A 19,548-nucleotide genomic window follows, 5' to 3' on the forward strand; every position below is an offset into this window, starting at 1 on the left:
CCCCCATGACGAGGTGTTTCCGATCCACAAATCTCGCCGTCGCTCCAGCGAAAGCTGGAGCCCATGCGATGCCTCCGACTGCACCGTGGCTCGACGATCGTATAGGCTCCAGCTTTCGCTGGAGCGACGGTAAGGGGCCCCCCACAAAAAACCAGGGCGACCCCTTGCGGGATCGCCCTGGTCGCTGGGAGCTTTTGAAGGGGCCGTCAGCTACAGGCGTGGCGCAGCACCGCTCCGGCCTTGACGTTGCCGAGCTTGCCCTGGTCGAGCGCGACCGCGCCGTTGACGATCACCGTATCGATGCCGGTGGGGAAATCGGTCGGGTTCGTCCAGCCCGCGACGTCGTCGAGCTTGTCGTAATCGAACACCACCACGTCGGCGCGCATGCCCTGGCGGATCAGGCCGCGATCGCTGAGGCCCATGCGCTGCGCGGGCCAGCCGGTCATCTTGCGGACGGCCTGTTCCAGCGACAGGATCGGGCGGCGCTTCACATATTCGGCGATCACGCGCGGGAAGGTGCCGTAGGATCGCGGATGGGGCAGGCCCAGCGTATCGATCTTGCCCGGCCCCGCCGACGCGCCGGCATCGCTGCCGATGCTGACCCAGGGCTGGCGCAGCGCGGTCTCGATATCCTGCTCGCTCATCATGAAATACAGCGCCATCGAACGCTTGGGATACGCCTCGATCACGATGTTCCAGGCCGCGTCCTCCGGATCGATGCCCAGCGCCTTGCCGATCTCGACGAAGTTCTTGCCGTGGAACTTCTCGTATTTGGGGTTCTGGCCGTTGGCGAGGACGACCTTGTCCCAGCCGCCCGACGCTTCCACCAGGTTCGACCAGTCGGCCATCGATCCCGCCGCGACCTGCTGCTTCAGCTTGGCGCGGACCGCCGGATCCTTCAGCCGCTCGATGCCCTTTTCGACGCCGTCGGCCCATACCCAGTTGGGCACGGTGATCTCGACGCCCGTGCCGCCGGCGGGATAGGGATACATGTCCGCCGCGATATCGACGCCGCGCGCGCGGGCGCTGTCGACAAGCGCCACCGCCTTGGGCATGCCCTTGCCCCATTGCGGCGCATAGGCGTTCTTCAGGTGGAAGATCTCGACCTTGACGCCGCCCTTCTCGCCGATCGCGATCGCTTCCTCGATCGCGGGGATCAGCTTGGAGCTCTCCTCGCGCATGTGCGTGGCGTAGAAGCCGTTGCACTGCGAGGCGACCTTGGCGAGCTTGATCAGGTCCTCGGTGGTCTGGAAGCTGCTGGGCGGATAGATCAGCGCGCTGGTGATGCCGAAGACGCCGGCGCGCATCGCGATGCCGACTTCCTTTTCCATCGCCGCCATTTGCGCCGGGGTGGGGGCGCCGGCCTTGTCGCCCATGATCTGCAAGCGCGCCTGATGGGTCGCGTAATAGGTGCCGAAATTGACGCCGATGCCCTGGGTTTCGAGCTGCTTGAAATAGGCGGGGATCTTCGTGGCCTCGACGGGGGTGCCGCCCTCGCCCGCGATCACCGTGGTCACGCCCTGGCGCAGCTTGTTCTCCGCCGTGCCGTTTTCCAGCAGCACCTCACCGGACTGGTCCATCATGTCGATGAAGCCGGGGGCGACATAGCGGCCCTTGGCGTCGATCTCGCGCTTGCCGCGCGCGGCGATCGTGCCGACCCTGGTCACGCGGCCGTCCTTGATGCCGACATCGGCGCTCACCCAGGGATTGCCCGCGCCGTCGAGCACGCGGCCGCCACGGATGACGATGTCATATTCGGGGGCGCCGGACTGGGCCGAGGCGTTGGAGGCGAGCAGCGCGGCGGCGCAGCCGAGCAGCAGCGCGCGGCGCAGGGTGCGCGGATTAAGCGTCATTGGGGAAACTCCTGGGGACGGGAGGGCGCGGTCGGCATGAAGCCGGGGCCAGGCGGGCACGCGTGTCGCGCGTCCGCCATGGCCCCGGCCATGCTCATTTCAGGCAGTTCTCGACAAGCGCCGCGAACGCCTCTCCACCGCGGATGGGATCGGCGACGGGCAGGCCCAGCCGCTCGCTTTCGGCGGCCATCACGCGCGCCGCTTCATCGGCATCGAGCTTCGACGTGTTCATCGAGATGCCGCCGCAGCGGATATTGGGATTGGTGCGGCGGCCGAGCATCAGGTTGAGCTCGATCGTCTCCTCGATCGACGGGGTCTTGTAGCCGGCGGTGCCCAGCATCTCGTCACGGCCCGGCTCATGGCAGACCACGATCACGTCGGGCTGGCTGCCATGGAGCAGGCCCAGCGAGACGGCGGCATAGGCCGGGTGGAACAGCGAGCCCTGGCCCTCGACCACGTCCCAGTGATCGTCGGCCGCGTCGGGGCTCAGGATTTCGGCGGCGCCCGCCTCGAAATCGGAAACCACCGCGTCCATCGGCATGCCGCCGCCCGCGATCATGATGCCGGTCTGGCCGGTCGCGCGGAAATCGGCGGGAATGCCGCGTTCGGCGATGGCGCTGGCCAGCGCGAGCGCGGTGTATTTCTTGCCCAGCGCGCAATCGGTGCCCACCGTCAGGATGCGCTTGCCCGAACGCTTGCGGCCCGTGCCGACGGGCAGGCCGGCGGGGGGGACGCGGATGTCGATCAGGCGGCGGTCCAGCCGCGCGGCGGCGTCGGCGAGCTGCGGGATGTCGCTCAGCCGCACATGCATGCCGCTGACGATATCGAGCCCGGCCTCCAGCGCCTCTACCAGCGAGGCGACCCAGTTCGGCGCCAGCACGCCGCCGCTGTTGGCGACGCCGATGACGAGCGCGCGCGCGCCCGCCGCATAGGCCTGGGCCGGGGTCATGTGCGGCAGCCCGGTGGTGACCGTGGCGCCGATGCTGAACTCGCCGACGCATTTGTCGCCCGCCCAGTCGCGCAGGCCGAACGCCGTCTTGGCGAAGCCGGGCTCAACCGTGTCCGCGAGGAACAGGAGGTAGGGCTGGGGGAGTCGGATGGCTGATCCCTGCTCGGGATCGAATTGAGCGTTCATGCGAGTACTCTGTCTGGGGTCCGTTCAGGACCGTGTGGAAATGGAAAGGGTCAAAGCCAGGTGTCGCCAAGCAGGCGACGGAAGTTGCCGCCGAGAATGGCGGAGATGTTGGCGTCGGAATAATTGCGGCGGATAAGCTCCTCGGTGAGGTCGAACATTTTCATCGGCTGGTCGAACCCGTCGGTGTCCAGCTTGTCACGGAAGGCGTAGCTTTCCTTGTAGCCGCTCTTCAGCATCTTGTACTGGTCGGCCGGCATGTCGTCATAGCCGTTGAGATCGGCGTCCGATCCGATGCCGACATGGTCGACGCCGATCAGCTTCACGACATGGTCGATATGATTGACCATCTCGACGATCGTCGTCGGTTCCTTGCCGCTGACGAAGTTGCGGACGCCGGTGATGCCCATCACGCCGCTCTTCTTGCCCAGCGCCAGGATCGCCTCGTCGCGCTTCAGCCGGGGATGGTCGTTGAGCGCGCGGCAGTTGCTGTGCGTGATCGCGATCGGCTTGGTCGAGATGTCGATCGCGTCGAGCGTGGTCTTGTCGCCGGAATGCGAGACGTCGACGAGCATGCCGACCTCGTTCATCGCCTTGATGATCGCGGCGCCATAATCGCTGATGCCGCCATCGACCCGGTCGGTGCTGCCCGATCCCAGCCGGTTCTGGCTGTTATAGGTGAGCTGCGAGCAGCGCTGGCCGAGCTGGTAGAAGGTCTTCACGTCCTTGACGGTTTCGAAATGGTCCGAATTCTGCAGGCCCATGATCACCGCGCACTTGCCCTCGCGCTTGGCGCGGTCGAGATCGGTGGCAAGGCCGACCAGCGAGAAGACGTGCGAATTGCGGCCGGCGAAGCCCTGCCACGCGTTCATCCATTCCAGCACGCTGGAACGCGCGTCCGCGCCGCCGACGCCCACGGCATTGTGGAAGCCGGTGATGCCGCTGGCGCGGAACTCGGCTGCGTCCTTCTCGCTCAGCGGCGCCGCGAAATATTCGGGGCGGAAGTCGAGCTTGATCGGCGCCAGCATGTCGATCACGAGCGACTTGCGCACGAGATCGACCGCCCGCTTCGAATAGGTCTTGGGGGAGGCCGCGTTCAGCCGGTACTGGCCGAGATTGATCATCGGAAAACCGGCGACCGCGGCGACAGCTACAGCACCGCCGCCGAGCATCCGGCGTCGTGAAAGTCCCTTGTCCTGCTGCATTGTCACTCCCCTGATTCTATGATCCTGATCAGGATCATATTGTCCCACTGGGAAAAGGTCAAACCAAAGTGCATCAATCCCCCACCGCGCGCGCGATCACGCCGCCCTTCATCACGAAGGCCATGGTCTCCAGCGTCTTCACGTCGTTCAGCGGATCGCCCTTCACCGCGATGATGTCGGCCGCCTTGCCCGCCGTGATCGTGCCGATCTCGTTCGACAGGCGCGCATGATCGGCGGCCCAGACGGTGGCGGAGCGGATCGCGTCGAGCGGGGAGAAGCCCGCCTGGATCATCAGCGCGAATTCCTTGGCGTTCTCGCCATGGACCGAAACGCCGCTGTCCGTGCCGAAGGCGAACTTGACCCCGGCGACGCGCGCGCGGCGCGCCGCGTCGACCATCAGCGGGCCGACCTGCAACGCCTTTGCGCGCACGGGCGCGGGCATCCAGTCCGCCGTCTTGGCCTGGCGCGCGACGGTATCGCCGGCAAGCAGGGTGGGGACGAGGTAGGTGCCCTTGGCCTTCATCAGCTTGATCGATTCGGCGTCGAGGAAGGTGCCGTGCTCGATCGAATCGACGCCCGCGCGCAGCGCCGCGTTGATGCCGTCGGTGCCGTGCGCGTGCGCCGCCACCTGCCGGCCCAGCCGGTGCGCGGTCTCGACCAGCGAGGTCAGTTCCGCGTCGCTCATCTGCTGGCCCACGCCCGCCGCCGTGGCGGACATCACGCCGCCGGTGGAGGCGGTCTTGATGACGTCCGCGCCGCTCTGCACCGCCTGGCGCACCGCGCGCGCGCAATCGTCGGCGCCCGAGCACAGGGTTGGCGAGCGGTAGAGGTCCAGGATCTCCTGGCGATAGCCCTGGATGTCGCCATGGCCGCCATGCGCCGCCACGCCGCCCGCCGCGATCATGCGCGGGCCGATGATCTTGCCCGCCGCGATCGCGTCGCGCATCGCGAAGGTCACCTCGGGCGTGCCGCCCAGGTCGATCACGGTGGTGAAGCCCGCGCGAACGGTGCGCCTGGCATAGACGACGCCGTCGAGCAGCACGTCCGAATCCGATTTGGTCACCGCGTCCAGCCGGGCGTTCGGCCCGTTCTCCGACGTGATATGGACATGGCTGTCGATGAAGCCGGGCAGCACGAAGGCGTCGCGCAGGTCGACCACCTTGCCCTCGCCGACGAAGCCGTCGCGGATCTCGGCGATGCGGCCGTCGCGCACGACGATCGTCTTGCCCTGCTCCACCCGGCCGCTCGCCGGATCGGCGAGCAGGCGCCCGGCCTGGATATAGGTGGTGCCGTCCGCCTGCGCGGCGGCGGGCGCCGCGGCCCAGACGATCGCGGTGGCCGCAGCGGCGGTCGCCAGCCGGCGAAGCGTGTGGCGCGCGCTCATGCCGGCACCGCCATTTCGGCCGCGCGGCCCCAGATCGCTTCGTCGCACCAGGCGAGGCCGCCGCTGTAATCGATCGCGGGGGTGCGATCGGCCGCCAGGAAGATCGGCCCGTCGAGATCGACGATGTCGCAAAGCTGGCCCAGGATGAAGGCGGGGCCCATGGCGAGGCTGGATCCGACCATGTTGCCGACCATCACGCCCAGGCCGGCTTCGCGCGCGGCATGGGCGATCATCAGCCCCTCGGTCAGCCCGCCGCACTTGTCGAGCTTGATGTTGACGACGTCGAAGCGGCCGATCAGCCCCGGCACATCGGCCAGCGACAGCGCGCTTTCGTCCGCCGCGATCGGGATGGGGCATTCGAACCCGTCCAGATCCGCCTCGCGCCCGCGCGGCAGCGGCTGTTCGAGCAGCTTCACATCGGCGTCGACCAGCGCGCCGACCAGCGTTTCGAGCGCGTCGATCGCGAAGCCCTGATTGGCGTCCACCCCCATCCAGCATTCGGGGCGCGCGGCGCGCACCGCGCGGACGCGCGCGATATCGATATCCAGGTCGCCGGTCAGCTTGAGCTTCAGCGCGCGGGCGGAGGCGAAGGCGCGCGCGCCATCCGCCATCACCGCCGGATCGTCGGCGCCCAGCGTGAAGGTGGTGAGCAGCGGCTTGGGCGCTTCCAGCCCGGCCAGCGCCCAGACGGGCTGGCCGGTGCGGCGCGCCTCCAGCTCCCACAGCGCGCAGTCGATCGCGTTGCGCGCGCCGCCGGCGGGCAGCAGGTCGCGCAGCGCCTCGCGCGTGACGCCCTGTTCGATCTCGGCGCGGACGCGCTCGATCGCGGCGGTCATCGCGGGGACGTTCTCATAGAGATAATAGACGCCCGAGGCCTCGCCCCGCCCGGAGGCGACGCCGTCGGACAGGGTGGCGACCACCACGTCCGATTCGGTGAAGACATGGCCGGAGATCCGGAACGGTTTCGCCAGCGGCAGCGATTCCACTGCGACATCGAGAGTAAGGGCGTTCACGCCAGTTTTCCTTCCTTGGTTGTTCGGATCAATAGTCTAGGCCGAAGCCGATCAGCCCATAGCTGACCACGCCCCACAACAGGATCGCGGCGGCCAGCAGCACCAGCACGCTCCAGATCCGCGCGATCCAGGAACGCTTGCCCGCCCAGGTGCGCCAGGCGTTCCAGGCGGCGATGCCGACGGCGCCGAAGAAGACGATGGGGCCGAGGATCTGGAGCAGGATGACATGCGTGTCATAGGCCCCGTTTATGTTGTTGGGGTTCGCGCCCATGATGCTGAGCAGATAGGCCCAGCCCCCCGCGACCAGCAGCGCCGCCAGCGCGAAGCCGCGCACGAGGTGATAGGCCCTGCGATCCTGCCCTGTGAGCGGCAGCGTCGCGGCATAGATGCGCCGGGCGATCGCGGCGGCGGGCCAGGAGAGGGCGGTGATGAGCAGGATGGCGAACGCCACCCATGCCAGCGGGTTCAGCCAGCCCTTGTCCGCATACCAGGGCGCGCGTTCGAACAGCGAGATCGGCGCGCCGGGATCGTAGCTGAAGCGCTGCACCCTGCCGTCGACGACCTTGGCCGCCATCCGCATCTCGCCGCCCGCCTCGCGCCAGACGAAGGGTGCGATCTCCACCCATTTGCGCGGCGCGCCGCCGATGGTCTTGCTCGACGGGATCAGCAGCGTGCCGTCCGGGTTGAGCGTCACCTCGATCTGGTTGATCAGCGCGCCGGCCCACAGGAAGCTCGTCTGCGAACGGCGGCTGACGATATAGTTGCCCACCATCATGCGCGCATGTTCGGCCGCCGTCTTCGCGTCGACCCTGCCGTCCTTGGGCGGGGGCGCCGGGAAATAGCGATCGGCGAACTGCGCGAGCAGCGCGCCGCGAATGGCCCCGGTCGCGCCGTCGCGGCCGGTGCTGTTGAGCGACACGAACATGCCGACATTGTCGTCGATGAACAGCCACAGCGCGCTGTGGAACAGGCGCGTGTCGCCGCCATGCATGATCACGCGGTGGCCGTTCTGGTTCTGCTCGTAAAAGCCCAGCGCCATGCGGTTGAGCGGCGGCAATATGTCCAGATAGGTGGTGTGCATCGTCCGCGCGGTCTGCGGCGACAGCAGCGGCCCGCCCTGGGCGAGATGCGCGATCATGAAGCGCGCGATGTCGGACGCGGTGGCGGCCAGGCTGCCCGCCGGCGCCGCCTCGATGACTTCGTAGGGCATCGGCTTGCCGGAGCCGAGCTGATAACCCCTGGACATCAGCGGCTGGAGACTGGCGGGCAGCGGCTGGCGGAAGCTGGAACGCGTCATGCCGATCCGGCCGAAGATGTTGCGCTCGACATAATCGTCGAAGGGCATGCCGGATACGCGCTGGACGATATAGCCGGCGAGCGCGGTGGCATAGTTGGAATAGGCGGGCGTCGTGCCTGGATCGAAGATGCGCTTCGGCGTCCAGCGCTTCAGCACCGCGTCCAGCGGCGTGGCGGTGGTGCCGCTGGCGATCAGGCCGCGCACCGCTTCCTCGAAGCCCGGCGTGTGCGTCATCAGGTTGCGCAGCGTGATCGGCTTGCCGTCGCGCGGCGGGATCCTGAAATCGAGATAGGTGTTCACGTCGGCGTCGAGGTTCAGCTTGCCCTGTTCGACGAGCTGCATGACCGAGGTCCAGGTGAACAGTTTCGAGACCGATCCGGGGCGGAACATCGTGGTTTCGGGGTCGACGGGCTTGCGCGCGTCGACATCCGAGAAGCCATAGCCGCGCTGCGTGACGACCTGGCCGTCCTTGACGATCACGACGACGCCGCCCGCGATGTCGCCACGTTGCAGGGCATAGGGAAAGAAGCCGTCGAGCCACGCATCGGCATCCGCCTTGGTCAGCACGGGCGTCGTGGCGGCGGCGGCAGGGGCCGAGACCGTAACAGGCGCGGGCGCGGCGGGCCTGGGCGTGGCGGGCGCCTGGGTGGCGGCGGGCGATGCGGCCAGGCCGATCAATGCCGCGAAAGCAAGTTTCAGACGCCTCATGATCAACCCCCTTCCCAAAAAATTCGCCGTGGCCCGCCCGGCAAGGCAATTGATTGCGCTTGGGCGGCTGCGGAGATATCGTGCGCAGCAAAGAACGACGGATTACATCCTGATTGGGCAGTAATGGTCCTGTTTGGAAAATTGTCAATCAGTGGTTTGTCGAATTTGAAAATTCTCGAGGGGGCGAAGCGATGAAGGGGGGGCAACCCACATTGGGGGCGCTGATACGCGGATTGCGCACGCGCAATAGCTGGACGCTCAAGGAGATGAGCGATCATAGCGGCATCCCGATCTCGACGCTGTCCAAGGTCGAGCATGACCGGCTGACGCTCACCTATGACAAGCTGCTCCAGCTCAGCCAGCGGCTCAATATCCGCATGTCCGAACTGTTCGCGGAGGACGCGCAGGCCGGCGGCGACGCGCCGGTGACCGCGCGGCGCAGCGTCGGCGATCTCGCCAGCGCGGTGCGCGTGCAGACCGCCAATTACGACTATTATTATCTCTGCACCGAATTGCGCCGCAAGCGCATGATCCCGATCTACACGCGGATCCGTGCCAAATCGGTCGACGAGTTCGGCGAGCCCGTGCGCCATCCCGGCGAGGAATTCGTGTATGTCGTGAAGGGGCGGATCGTCGTCCACACCGAATTCTACGACCCCATCCCGCTTGAGGAAGGCCAGTCGATCTACATCGATTCGACGATGGGCCACGCCTATGTCGTCGGCAAGGATTGCGAGGAGGCGCTGGTGATCGCCTGCTGCTCCAGCGCCGAGGACGGGCTGATGGATTCGCTGATGAACCTGCACGGAGATGACGCGAGCGGCGGGATCTGATCCGGAAGGCGGCGGTCGCCGGAACCAATCGGCCGGGCTTGTCCAAACCTGGCTTTCGCCGGGCTTTGAAAGAGAAAGGCAGGGGTTGGCCTACGGCCGACTTCGCCCCGACACGCTCAGCCCGAACGGAGCGAGTGAAAGCGCCTCTTCGTCAGAACAGGGCTCAGCCGACCAACCCCGTTCGGGCTGAGCCTGTCGAAGCCCTGTTCTTCTTCCGCGCAGTGCCAGGATAAAGGCCCTGGCCTCGAACAACGAAAGCCGGCGCCTGGATTGATCCTAGCTACAGCGATGGCGCAGCACCTTGCCCCCGCGCGCGCCGGTGATCTGGCCCTTGTCGATCGCCACCACGCCGTTGACGATCACGTCGTCGAAGCCGGTCGGCGATGCCAGCGGCTTTTCGTAGCTGGCGCCGTCGTCGACCTTGGCGAGATCGAACACCAGCAGGTCGGCGCGCATGCCCTGGCGCACCAGTCCACGGTCGCTCAGCCCCATGCGTTCGGCCGGCCAGCTCGTCATCTTGCGGACCGCGTCCTCCAGCGTCAGCACCGGGCGGCGCTTCACATATTCGGCGATGACGCGCGCATGATTGCCATAGGCGCGCGGGTGCGGCAGCCCCAGCCCGTCGACCTGGCCATAGACCTCCGCCGCGCCCGCGTCGCTGCCGATGCTGACCCAGGGCTGGCGCATCGCCAGTTCGATATCGGGCTCGCCCATCATGAAATAGAGCGCGGTCGCGCGCTTGGGCAGCGCGCCGATCAGGATATCCCACGCCGCATCGGCGGGATCCTTGCCCAGCGCCTTGCCGATCGCGGCGATGCTCTTGCCGTGATACTGACGATAGGTGTCGCTATGGCCGTTGGCGAGGATCACATTGTCCCAGCCGCCCGCCGCCTCGACGAAGTTGGACCAGTCGGGCTGCGATCCCGCCGCCACCTCCTGTTTCAGCCGCGCGCGGACCGCCGGATCCTTCAGCCGCTCGATGCCCTTGGCCTTGCCCTCTGCCCAGACCCAGGTGGGCACGGTGATGTCGAGCCCGGTGCCGCCCGCCGCATAGGGATACATGTCCGCCGCCACGTCCACGCCTCGCGCGCGCGCCGCCGCGATCGCCTGCACAGCCTGCGGCATCAGCTTGCCCCAGCCGGGGCGATAGCCGGCCTTCAGGTGGAAGATCTCCACCTTCACGCCGCCCTTTTCGCCGATCTCGATCGCTTCCTCGATCGCGGGCACCAGCTTCGCCGCCTCGTCGCGCATGTGCGTGGCGTAATAACCGCCACAGCGCCCGGCGACCTTGGCGAGCGCGACGAGATCGGCGGTCGACTGGAAATTGCTCGGCGAATAGACGAGCGCGGTGCTGATGCCGAACACGCCAGCGCGCATCGCGGTCTCCACCTCCTGCTCCATCACCTTCATCTGCTCGGGGCTGGGCGTGCCGGCGGCGTCGCCCAGCACCTTGGATCGCGCCTGCATCGTCGAATAATAGGTGCCGAAATTGACGGCGATGCCCTGCTTCTCCAGCGTGTCGAAATAGGTCGGGATGTCCTTCGCCTCGACGGGGGTGCCGCCTTCGCCCGCGATCACCGTGGTCACGCCCATGCGCAGCTTGTTCTCCGCACCGCCATTCTTCAGCAGCACGCGGCCGGACTGGTCCATCATGTCGATGAAGCCGGGGGTGACATAGCGGCCGCGCGCGTCGATCTCCTTCGCGCCGCGCCCTGAAACGTCGCCGACGCGGACGATGACGCCGCCCTTCACCGCGACATCGGCCTTCACCCAGGGATTGCCCGCGCCGTCGAGCACGCGGCCACCGCGAATGACGATGTCATATTCCGGCGCCCCCGACGGGGCGGGCGCGTTGGACACCAGCAGCATGGCGGCGGCGGAAAGCAGAAGGCGTTTCATGCATGTCCCCTCGAGATCGGCTTTTCCGCTCGGGAAAGCGCGGTACCGGACTGTCGCGTCGCCGGGGTGAGTCCCCCGGCCGCGCGGCGGACAGTCGCACGGGATTTTCCGAAACGCAACTTTCGTTTCCGAAGCGGAAATAAGCGCCCGGTCAGGCGTGCGAACGCCTGGGACGCTTCCACGGCGAGCCGGAGCGCCCGGCCCCCTCACGGCCGCATTTTTCCGGGCCGTCGACCGGAAACGGCCAACGCGGAATCGCTCTAGATTTCCTCGGAGGTCTCGATCGGGTTCAGCGCCGATTTCAGATCGGCGTCGGTCGCCGAGCAGATGGAGAGGATGCGGCAGGGGCCGTCGCCCACCGCGACATAGGCATGGCCCATCAGCCCGTCGAAATAGATGGAATCCCCGACGCCCATCAGCGCGGGGGCGTAGAGATCGCAATGGAACTCGCACTGCCCTTCCAGCACCAGCGCATATTCCTCGCCGGGATGGCGCATCAGCTCGCCGAATTCCTCGATCGAGCGCACCTGCACGTCGATGATCATCGGGTTCAGCGTCTTGTTGAGCAGATCGGCCGCCGGATAGACATAGCCATAGGTGGCGGTGCGGATCGACGGCCCCTTGCCCGCGCGGGTGATCGCGCGGCGGCCGGTCGCGGCGCTGGGCGCCACGGGCGGGGCGCTGGCGGCGAACAGGCGGGTGATGTCGATGCTGAGGCCACGGCTGAGGCGCAGCAGCTTTTCATAGCTGAGCGACATCTTGCCGTTTTCCACCTTGGAAAGCGTCGAGACGGGCATGCCCGTGCGCTTGCTGACCTCGGCCAGCGTCCAGCCGCGTTCGGTGCGGATGCCGCGCAGGACCGCGCCCGGATCGATCTCCGCCGTGGCTGGGGCAAGCCCGGAGGGCTCGCGATGATTTGCTGAAGACATTCTCGTCCTTTCCCGGCCTCGCCGAATAGCAGAGCCTTGTCGAGCTGTCATCGTCCCCCCGGGGCGGCGCCGATCGGGCGTCGCGCTGCCGCAGGATAGTCGGGATCGCCCAAGTTGACAAATATGAAAAATCTGAAACAACCATTTCGGATCTAATCGCCGGAAGCCGGGACGAAACCGGGGGCGATCGATGTCATCAGCCTGAAAGGATCATCGATGCGGCGCATGCGCTTTCTTCCCGTCGTGGCGGCCCTGGCGGTCGCGATGCCCGGTGCGATCCCGGCCCCGCTCCTGGCCGCGCCCGCCGCTAAAAGCGCGGAAGCGGGCGCCCGCGCGCGGCTGGAGGCGGCGTTCGCGCAGCTCGCCAAGCAGACCGACGGCACCGTCGGCGTGGCGGTGCAGCGTGTCGGCGGCACCGACGCGGCGCTGCTCAACGCGGGCACGACCTTCCCGATGGCGAGCACCTTCAAGATCGCGGTGGCCGGGGCGATCCTGGCGCGGATCGACAAAGGGGAGATGACGCTGGGCCAGCTCGTCACCGTCAATCCCGCGCTGATCGTCAATTCCGCCGGCATCGCCGAACAGACGCCGCACGACGGCGTCGCGCTGTCGGTCCACAACCTGCTCGAACTGATGCTGACGCGCAGCGACAATACCGCGACCGACGTGCTGCTGGCGGAGGCGGGCGGCCCGGCGGCGGTGACGGCGTGGCTGCGCGGCATCGGCATCACCGGCCAGCAGATCGACGGCGGCACCGGCCCGCTGATCCTGCGCGCGCTGGGCGTGCCGCCGGGGCCGGGCAGCTTCCGCGAGCGCCGGGCGGCGGCGATGGCCGACCCCGCGATGCGCGAACGCAGCCAGAAGCGCGCGCCGAACGTCGCGTTCAACAATGATCCGCGCGACGCCTCCACGCCGGAAGCGATGCTGAAGCTGTTGCTGACGATCCGCGCGGGCAAGGCGGTGAGCGCGGCGAGCACGAAGACGCTGATCGAGATCATGGAGCGCTGCCATACCGGCGACAAGAGGCTGAAGGGGCTGCTGCCCGTCGACACCGTCGTCGCGCACAAGACCGGCACGTTGATGAGCATCGCCAATGATGTCGGGCTGGTGACGCTGCCCGACGGCAGCCAGTTCGCGATCGCGGTGTTCGTGAAGGGCGATACCAAGGGCACCGAGGTGCAGGACCGGGTGATCGCCGATGTCGCGCGCACCGCATATGACTATTTCCTGCTCGGCGGGTGACGCGTCGTTGACCACGTTTTCAGAACGGAAAAATTGTTCCGGTGTTTGAAAAATTCGCTTTTCCGGCGGATCGTTCCGTCGTAGCTTCCCGCGCTTCTAGCAGGGGAGCATGTCGAACCATGAAAAAGCGGATCGCGGCATTGGTTGGCCTGGTCGGACTGTCGCTGCACGGCGCGGCGATGGCGAACGACGCGGGCAAATGGGATTATCTGATCACCAATGCGCGGATCGTGGACGGCACCGGCGCGCCCTGGTTCCGGGGCGCCGTGGCGGTCGACGAGGGCAAGATCGTCTGGATCGGCGCGTCGAAGCCGGACGAGACGCGCGCCGAAAAGGTGATCGACGCGAAGGATCGCGTGCTTTCCCCCGGCTTCATGGATTTCATGGGGCAGAGCACCCTGGTCTATCTGACCAATCCCGCCTCCGCCCAGTCGCGCCTGACCCAGGGCATCACCGTGCATCTGAGCGGCGAGGGCGGATCGCCCGCGCCGCAGAACGACCAGACCCAGCCCGAACCGGTGATGATCGCGGGCAAGCCCTATCGCTGGCGCACCTATGCCGAATATTTCAAGATCATGGACGATCTGGGCGTGCCGGTGAACGTGGTCCACAATGTTGGCGCCGCGCAGGTGCGCCGTGTGGTGATGGGCGTGGAGGATCGCACGCCGACCCCGCAGGAAATGGAGAAGATGAAGACGCTCGTCGATCAGGCGATGCGCGACGGCGCGTCTGGCCTGTCGACCGCGCTGATCTATCCGCCGGGCAATTACCAGACGACGGGCGAACTGATCGAGCTGGCGAAGATGGTGAAGCCCTATGGCGGCTTCTATTCGACGCATATGCGCAACGAGAGCAACAAGCTGCTCGATTCGATCGATGAATCGATCGCGATCGGCCAGGGCGCGGGCATTCCCGTCCAGATCTATCACCTGAAGGCGGCGGGCGTGCGCAACTGGCCGCTGATGCAGAAGGCGGTCGATCGCATCGCGGCGGCGCGCGTGGCGGGCATCGACGTCACCGCCGACATCTATCCCTATATCCGCAACGGCATCGGCCTGGGCTCGTTCGTGCCGCCGCAATCCTATGCGCACGGGCCGCAGGCCTTCTACAAGACGCTGTCCGATCCCAAGGTGCGCGCGGCGCTGCGCAAGACCGTCGAGACCGATACCTCGTGGGAGAACTGGTACGACCATGTCGGCCAGGACTGGAACAATGTGCAGATCACCGACGATGCGCTGGGCGCCGACCTGGTCGGGCTCAGCATCGCGCAGGCGGCGAAGAAACGCGGCAAGGACGAATGGACCTTCGTGTTCGACACGATCGCCGCGGGCGGCGTCGGCGTCGCCCCGCTCAGCATGAACGAAGAGCAGAAGCATATCGGCCTGCGCGCGCCGTTCATGATGATCAACACCGATACCTCGCCCGCCAGCCCCGATGTCGACGGGCTGGCCGTGCATCCGCGCGCCTATGGCACGATGCCGCGCGTGCTCGCCAAATATGTGCGCGAGGAAAAGGTGATCCCGCTGGAGGAAGCGATCCGGCGGATGACCTCCGCCTCGGCCAACCGGCTCGGCCTGTACGATCGCGGCCGCATCGGCGTGGGCTATGCCGCCGATCTGCTGCTGTTCGATCCCAACACCGTGCAGGACCACGCGACCTTCGAGAACCCGGCGCAATATTCGACGGGCATGGATTATGTGTGGGTCAACGGCGTGCTCGCGATCGACAATGGCAAGATGACGGGCGCGCGCGCCGGCAAGGTGATCCGCTTCAGCAAGCCCGCGTCCTGAGGCGCGGCCAGACATTTCCGAACATGTGCATATGCGCCCCGCCGCCTTTGGCGGGGCGAAGGGAGACGACGAGAGAATGACCGACAAGCGGCCGGCTGCCGTGCTCGACTGGCGCCTGAAGGGCATGCCGGCGGATTGCGAGGAGATTGGCGCGGACGCGCTGGCCGATGCGGGCTGGCACGTGCTGCGCGAGGATCTGATGCTGCCCGCCGCCGTGCTGCGCGAATCGGCGATGCGCCACAACAGCGAATGGATGCGCAAGTTCACGCAATTGTCGGGCGCGCGCATCGCGCCGCATGGCAAGACGACGATGAGCCCGGACCTGTTCGCGATGCAGATGGCGGACGGCGCCTGGGGCCTGACCGCCGCGACGATCGGCCATGTCCGCACCTATCGCAAGCACGGCATCGGCACGATCCTGCTCGCCAACCAGCTCATCGGGCGGCAGAACATCGCCTATGTCGTGGCCGAGCTGCGCCGCGATCCCGATTTCGATTTCTATTGCCTCGTCGATTCCGCCGCCTCGGTCGATCTGCTGGAGGCCGCGCTCGCCGCCGATCCGCCGGGCCGGCCGCTTCAGGTGCTGATCGAGCTGGGCTTTCCCGGCGGCCGCACGGGGTTCCGCGACAATGACGCGGCCTTGGCCGTTGCCCATCGCATCGCCGCCTCTCCGCTGCTGTCGCTGCGCGGCGTGGAGGCGTTCGAGGGCGTGTTCCAGGGCACGCCCGCCGAAAGCCGCGATCCACAGGTGCGCGCGCTGCTCGATCGCGTGGTCGGGCTGGCCGACGCGTGCAGCGACGGACAGCTTTTCACCGGCCGGCCGATCATCACCGCGGGCGGATCCTCGCTGTTCGACATGGTCGCCGAAACCTTCGCCGCCGCCGCGGTCGAGCGGCCCTATACGGTGATCCTGCGCAGCGGCTGCTACATCGTGCACGACAGCCATTTCTACAAGCAGCTCGTCGAGGGATTGATCCGCCGCTCGCCGGTCGCGGCGAGCCTGGGGGATGGCCTGCGCGGTGCGCTCGAAATCTGGGCTTATGTCCATTCGCGGCCCGAGCCGACCCGGCTCGTCGTCGGACTGGGCAAGCGCGATATCGCCGACGACGTCGCGCCGCCCACCGTGCTCGGATGGGCGCGCCCCGGTCCCGACGCGGAAATGCTGCCCATTCCGGCCGATCACCGCGTCGTCCGGCTCGACGATCAGCACGCCTATCTCGACATTCCCGCCGATTCCCCGCTCCAGCCGGGGGACATGGTGGCCTTTGGCGTCTCGCACCCCTGCACGACGTTCGACAAATGGCAGGCGCTTTATCTGGTCGACGATGGCCTTCGCGTGACGGGCGCGATACGAACATTCTTCTGACGCCGTCCTGATGGGCGCGGGTTCAAGCAGGTTGTGAAGGGAAGACGCGTGAAGAAGCTCCTGGTCCTGTTGCTTTTCCTGGTTCCGGCGATGGCGCCGGCCACGGCCTCCGCCGATCCCGGCCTCGCCCCCGATCTGGGCAGGGCCGCCGCGCTGATTGGCGAGGCCGCGAAATGGGAAGTCGAGAACAAGCGCGTGCCCTCGGTCGCGGTCGCGGTCGTCGGGCCGGAGGGCGTCCGCTGGTCGGGCGCCTGGGGCAAGGCCGACGCGGAGGGCAAGGTGCCCGCCACGCCCGAAACCATCTATCGCGCCGGATCGGTCAGCAAGCTGTTCACCGATGTCGCGGTGATGCGGCTGGTCGAACAGGGCAAGCTGAACCTCGACGCGCCGGTCAGCACCTATCTGCCCAGCTTCAAGCCGCGCAATCCGTTCGGCGGGCAGATCACGCTGCGCCAGTTGATGACGCATCGCAGCGGCCTGGTCCGCGAAGCGCCGCGCGGCAATTATTTCGACATCGCGCCCAAGGGGCAGGCCGATTCCGTGCTCAGCCTGAACGAGACCAGCCTGGTCGCGGCGCCCGGCACGATCACCAAATATTCGAACGCCGGCATCGCGGTGGTGGGCGAGGTCGTCGCCCGCGTGACCGGCATGCCCTATGAACAGGCGGTGGCGACCCTGGTGTTCCGTCCGCTCGGCATGGCGTCCAGCGGGATGACCGCCGCCCCCTTCAAGGGGCGCATCGCCTATAGCGAGATGGCGGCGTTCGACGGGCCGCGCATTCCCGCACCGCCGATCGAGCTGGGCACGCCCGCCGCCGGCAGCCTGTTCACCACGCTTGGCGATCTCGGCCGCTTCGCGCAGGCGATGCTCAATCGCGGCAAGCTGCCCGACGGCGTGCTGCTGAAGCCCGCGACGCTCGACGAGATGTGGCGCCGGCAGTTTCCGGGCGACGCCTCGACACGCGGCTATGGCATCGGCTTCGCGCTGTCGCAGGTCGATGGCCAGCGCGTCGTCGGCCATGGCGGCGCGATCTATGGTCATGTCACCGACGTGCTGATCATGCCCGACGCCGGCATCGCCGTCGTCGCCTTCGCCACTGTTGATTCCAGCAACAGCGCGGGCAAGCTCGCCGATTATGCGCTGCGGACGGTGGCCGCGATCGCCAAGGGCGCCAACCCGCCCGCCTTCGGCACCGGCACGCTGGTGACCGGGCCGGACGCGAAGCGGCTTTCGGGCTGGTTCACCAACGGCAAGGCCAGCGTGAGCACGCGCATCTACAACGAACATCTCGTCATCGACGCGCCCGAGCTGGTGGGCGATATCCGCCGCACCGCAAGCGGCTTCATCGTCGAGGACGCGCAGACCCGCTTCGACAAGCTCGCCATCGCCGACGACGGATCATGGATCGATCTGGCGGGCACGCGCTACACGCGCGGCACCATGCCCGAACCGCCCCAGCCTGCGGCCGATTTCGCGGCATTGGTCGGCAATTATGGTTGGGATCATAATGTGATCCGTATCTACGAGCGCGATGGACGGCCCTTTGCCTGGGTGGAGTGGGTTGATCATATGCCGCTGACGCGCGTGGATGCGAACCGCTATGCCTTCCCCAAAACCGGGGGGCTCTATCCGCTCGAAGCGCTGACGTTCGAGCGTAACGCCAAGGGCGCGGTGACGGCGCTCAGCCTGAGCGGCATACGCTTTCCGCGCCGCGACTTCGGTGCGGAGATCGAGGCGAAGGTGCGGTCGGACATGCAGACGGGTGGGGCGGCACTGCGCGCGGAAGCGCTCAAGGCATCGCCGCCAAAGGAAACACGGCCCAAGCCGAGCGATCTTGTCGCGCTGACATCGGTCGATCCGACGATCCGGCTCGATATCCGCTATGCCGGCACCAATAATTTCCTGGGTACCCCGGTGTATGAAAGCAGCGCCGCCTTTCTCCAGCGCCCGGCGGCCGAGGCGCTGGGCCGCGTCAACCAGGCGCTGCGCAAGCGCGGGTTCGGCCTGCTGATCCACGACGCCTATCGCCCCTGGTTCGTCACCAAGATGTTCTGGGACGCCAGCCCGCCGTCGAGCCGGATGTTCGTCGCCGATCCCTCGCAGGGATCGCGCCACAATCGCGGCGCGGCGGTGGACCTCACCATGTTCGAGCTCAAGACCGGCAAGCCGATCGTGACCACGGGCCGCTATGACGAGTTCTCGACGCGGTCATACTCCAACTTCGTGGGCGGGACGGATCATCAGCGCTGGCTGCGCGAGGTGCTGCGCTCCGCGATCGAGGCCGAGGGCTTCGACGTCTATCCCGAGGAATGGTGGCACTTCGACTATGGCGACTGGCGCGACTATCCCATCGGCAACCAGACCTTCGAGGAACTGGGCAAGAAGGGGAAGTGATGGCGGGCGGGCGTCGGTGACGCCCGTAAGCCTGTCGCCTCGTTCGGGTTGGACCTGAGCCTCTGTTCGGAATGAAACCAAAGCTCTGTTCAGGCTGAGCCTGTCGAAGCCCCGTCCTTTCTTGACACCGAAGTAGAAGGGCAGGGCTTCGACAGGTTCAGCCCGAACGGTGTGAGCGGCGGCGCTGTATGCTGTTGGCGGGGGCCAGGAGGCGATCCAGGTCCATGCCGTCTGCCAGCCTGTGCTGGCATGACGCGTGGGATGGCGGCATGAAAGTGACCGGCCGGACGCGGTCCCGTCCGTCGCTCCAGCGAAAGCCGGAGCCCATGCGATCCCCGCGCCGCGCTGTGACGTCGGCGAGGCTGGCATCCCCAAATCGGATCTGATTCGGCGCAAGAGGCCCGCCTGCGCGATGTTCTGGCGCAAGGCTCGATACCGTGCCTTCACGCTGTCATCCCCGCGTATGCGGGGATGACAGATGGGTGTGGGCCATTACACGAAGA

The 19,548-nt window shown here is 67.0% G+C and carries 13 protein-coding genes; 5 read left to right on the top strand and 8 right to left on the bottom strand.

The features are described 5' to 3' along the window. Positions 1–206: 206 nt before the first annotated feature. From ACODTA_RS24920 to ACODTA_RS24945, 6 genes are all read right to left on the bottom strand, one after another. The gene (locus ACODTA_RS24920) at positions 207–1,853 is read right to left on the bottom strand and encodes an N-acyl-D-amino-acid deacylase family protein (RefSeq protein WP_489069746.1); all 1,647 of its coding nucleotides are present in this window, start codon (positions 1,851–1,853) and stop codon (positions 207–209) included. Between the two features lie 94 nt (positions 1,854–1,947). Beyond that, positions 1,948–2,988 (bottom strand): N-acetyltransferase DgcN family protein, encoded by a 1,041-nt coding sequence (locus tag ACODTA_RS24925; protein ID WP_222989245.1) that lies wholly within the window; start codon positions 2,986–2,988, stop codon positions 1,948–1,950. 50 nt (positions 2,989–3,038) lie between these two features. After that, the gene (locus ACODTA_RS24930) at positions 3,039–4,190 is read right to left on the bottom strand and encodes a dipeptidase (protein ID WP_489069748.1); all 1,152 of its coding nucleotides are present in this window, start codon (positions 4,188–4,190) and stop codon (positions 3,039–3,041) included. 73 nt (positions 4,191–4,263) lie between these two features. Continuing rightward, positions 4,264–5,574 carry a metal-dependent hydrolase family protein gene (locus ACODTA_RS24935; protein WP_489069750.1) on the bottom strand — a complete coding sequence of 437 codons (1,311 nt, stop codon included), beginning with the start codon at positions 5,572–5,574 and terminating at the stop codon, positions 4,264–4,266. Further along, on the bottom strand, positions 5,571–6,587 hold the full coding sequence (locus ACODTA_RS24940) for a dipeptide epimerase (RefSeq protein WP_489069752.1): 1,017 nt from the start codon (positions 6,585–6,587) through the stop codon (positions 5,571–5,573). Before ACODTA_RS24940 ends, ACODTA_RS24935 begins: the two co-directional genes overlap by 4 nt. A gap of 28 nt (positions 6,588–6,615) precedes the next feature. After that, positions 6,616–8,592, bottom strand: coding sequence for a serine hydrolase domain-containing protein (locus ACODTA_RS24945; RefSeq protein ID WP_489069754.1), 1,977 nt, complete (start codon positions 8,590–8,592; stop codon positions 6,616–6,618). Between the two features lie 191 nt (positions 8,593–8,783). On the opposite strand from ACODTA_RS24945, the gene ACODTA_RS24950 reads away from it, so the two are divergent. After that, positions 8,784–9,425: a helix-turn-helix domain-containing protein gene (locus ACODTA_RS24950; protein WP_489069756.1), complete on the top strand. Its 642-nt coding sequence runs from the start codon at positions 8,784–8,786 to the stop codon at positions 9,423–9,425. 276 nt (positions 9,426–9,701) lie between these two features. On the opposite strand, the gene ACODTA_RS24955 is transcribed toward ACODTA_RS24950, so the two are convergent. Together ACODTA_RS24955 and ACODTA_RS24960 are read right to left on the bottom strand one after the other, a co-directional pair. After that, positions 9,702–11,324 carry an N-acyl-D-amino-acid deacylase family protein gene (locus ACODTA_RS24955; protein WP_489069758.1) on the bottom strand — a complete coding sequence of 541 codons (1,623 nt, stop codon included), beginning with the start codon at positions 11,322–11,324 and terminating at the stop codon, positions 9,702–9,704. Positions 11,325–11,584: 260 nt separating this feature from the next. Continuing rightward, entirely contained in the window at positions 11,585–12,253 is a 669-nt protein-coding gene (locus tag ACODTA_RS24960; RefSeq protein ID WP_489069760.1) for a helix-turn-helix domain-containing protein, read from the bottom strand. Positions 12,254–12,469: 216 nt separating this feature from the next. On the opposite strand from ACODTA_RS24960, the gene bla reads away from it, so the two are divergent. The 4 genes from bla (at position 12,470) to ACODTA_RS24980 (ending at position 19,045) form a co-directional block, all read left to right on the top strand. Further along, on the top strand, positions 12,470–13,495 hold the full coding sequence (gene bla, locus ACODTA_RS24965; RefSeq protein WP_489069762.1) for a class A beta-lactamase: 1,026 nt from the start codon (positions 12,470–12,472) through the stop codon (positions 13,493–13,495). Between the two features lie 119 nt (positions 13,496–13,614). Continuing rightward, positions 13,615–15,285: an N-acyl-D-amino-acid deacylase family protein gene (locus ACODTA_RS24970; protein ID WP_489069764.1), complete on the top strand. Its 1,671-nt coding sequence runs from the start codon at positions 13,615–13,617 to the stop codon at positions 15,283–15,285. 76 nt (positions 15,286–15,361) lie between these two features. After that, positions 15,362–16,651 (top strand): amino acid deaminase, encoded by a 1,290-nt coding sequence (locus tag ACODTA_RS24975; RefSeq protein ID WP_489069766.1) that lies wholly within the window; start codon positions 15,362–15,364, stop codon positions 16,649–16,651. Positions 16,652–16,699: 48 nt separating this feature from the next. Continuing rightward, positions 16,700–19,045 carry a serine hydrolase gene (locus ACODTA_RS24980; RefSeq protein ID WP_489069768.1) on the top strand — a complete coding sequence of 782 codons (2,346 nt, stop codon included), beginning with the start codon at positions 16,700–16,702 and terminating at the stop codon, positions 19,043–19,045. The last annotated feature ends 503 nt before the right edge of the window (positions 19,046–19,548 follow it).

The sequence above is a fragment of the Sphingomonas sp. FG14 genome, assembly GCF_057809675.1.

Excerpts from the sequence above, each read along its gene's own strand:
- ACODTA_RS24950 (WP_489069756.1), top strand. The coding sequence starts at position 8,784 with ATGAAGGGGGGGCAACCCACATTGGGGGCGCTGATACGCGGATTGCGC.
- ACODTA_RS24920 (WP_489069746.1), bottom strand. The coding sequence starts at position 1,853 with ATGACGCTTAATCCGCGCACCCTGCGCCGCGCGCTGCTGCTCGGCTGC.
- ACODTA_RS24955 (WP_489069758.1), bottom strand. The coding sequence starts at position 11,324 with ATGAAACGCCTTCTGCTTTCCGCCGCCGCCATGCTGCTGGTGTCCAAC.
- ACODTA_RS24945 (WP_489069754.1), bottom strand. The coding sequence starts at position 8,592 with ATGAGGCGTCTGAAACTTGCTTTCGCGGCATTGATCGGCCTGGCCGCA.
- ACODTA_RS24925 (WP_222989245.1), bottom strand. The coding sequence starts at position 2,988 with ATGAACGCTCAATTCGATCCCGAGCAGGGATCAGCCATCCGACTCCCC.
- ACODTA_RS24975 (WP_489069766.1), top strand. The coding sequence starts at position 15,362 with ATGACCGACAAGCGGCCGGCTGCCGTGCTCGACTGGCGCCTGAAGGGC.
- bla (WP_489069762.1), top strand. The coding sequence starts at position 12,470 with ATGCGGCGCATGCGCTTTCTTCCCGTCGTGGCGGCCCTGGCGGTCGCG.
- ACODTA_RS24970 (WP_489069764.1), top strand. The coding sequence starts at position 13,615 with ATGAAAAAGCGGATCGCGGCATTGGTTGGCCTGGTCGGACTGTCGCTG.
- ACODTA_RS24935 (WP_489069750.1), bottom strand. The coding sequence starts at position 5,574 with ATGAGCGCGCGCCACACGCTTCGCCGGCTGGCGACCGCCGCTGCGGCC.
- ACODTA_RS24960 (WP_489069760.1), bottom strand. The coding sequence starts at position 12,253 with ATGTCTTCAGCAAATCATCGCGAGCCCTCCGGGCTTGCCCCAGCCACG.
- ACODTA_RS24930 (WP_489069748.1), bottom strand. The coding sequence starts at position 4,190 with ATGCAGCAGGACAAGGGACTTTCACGACGCCGGATGCTCGGCGGCGGT.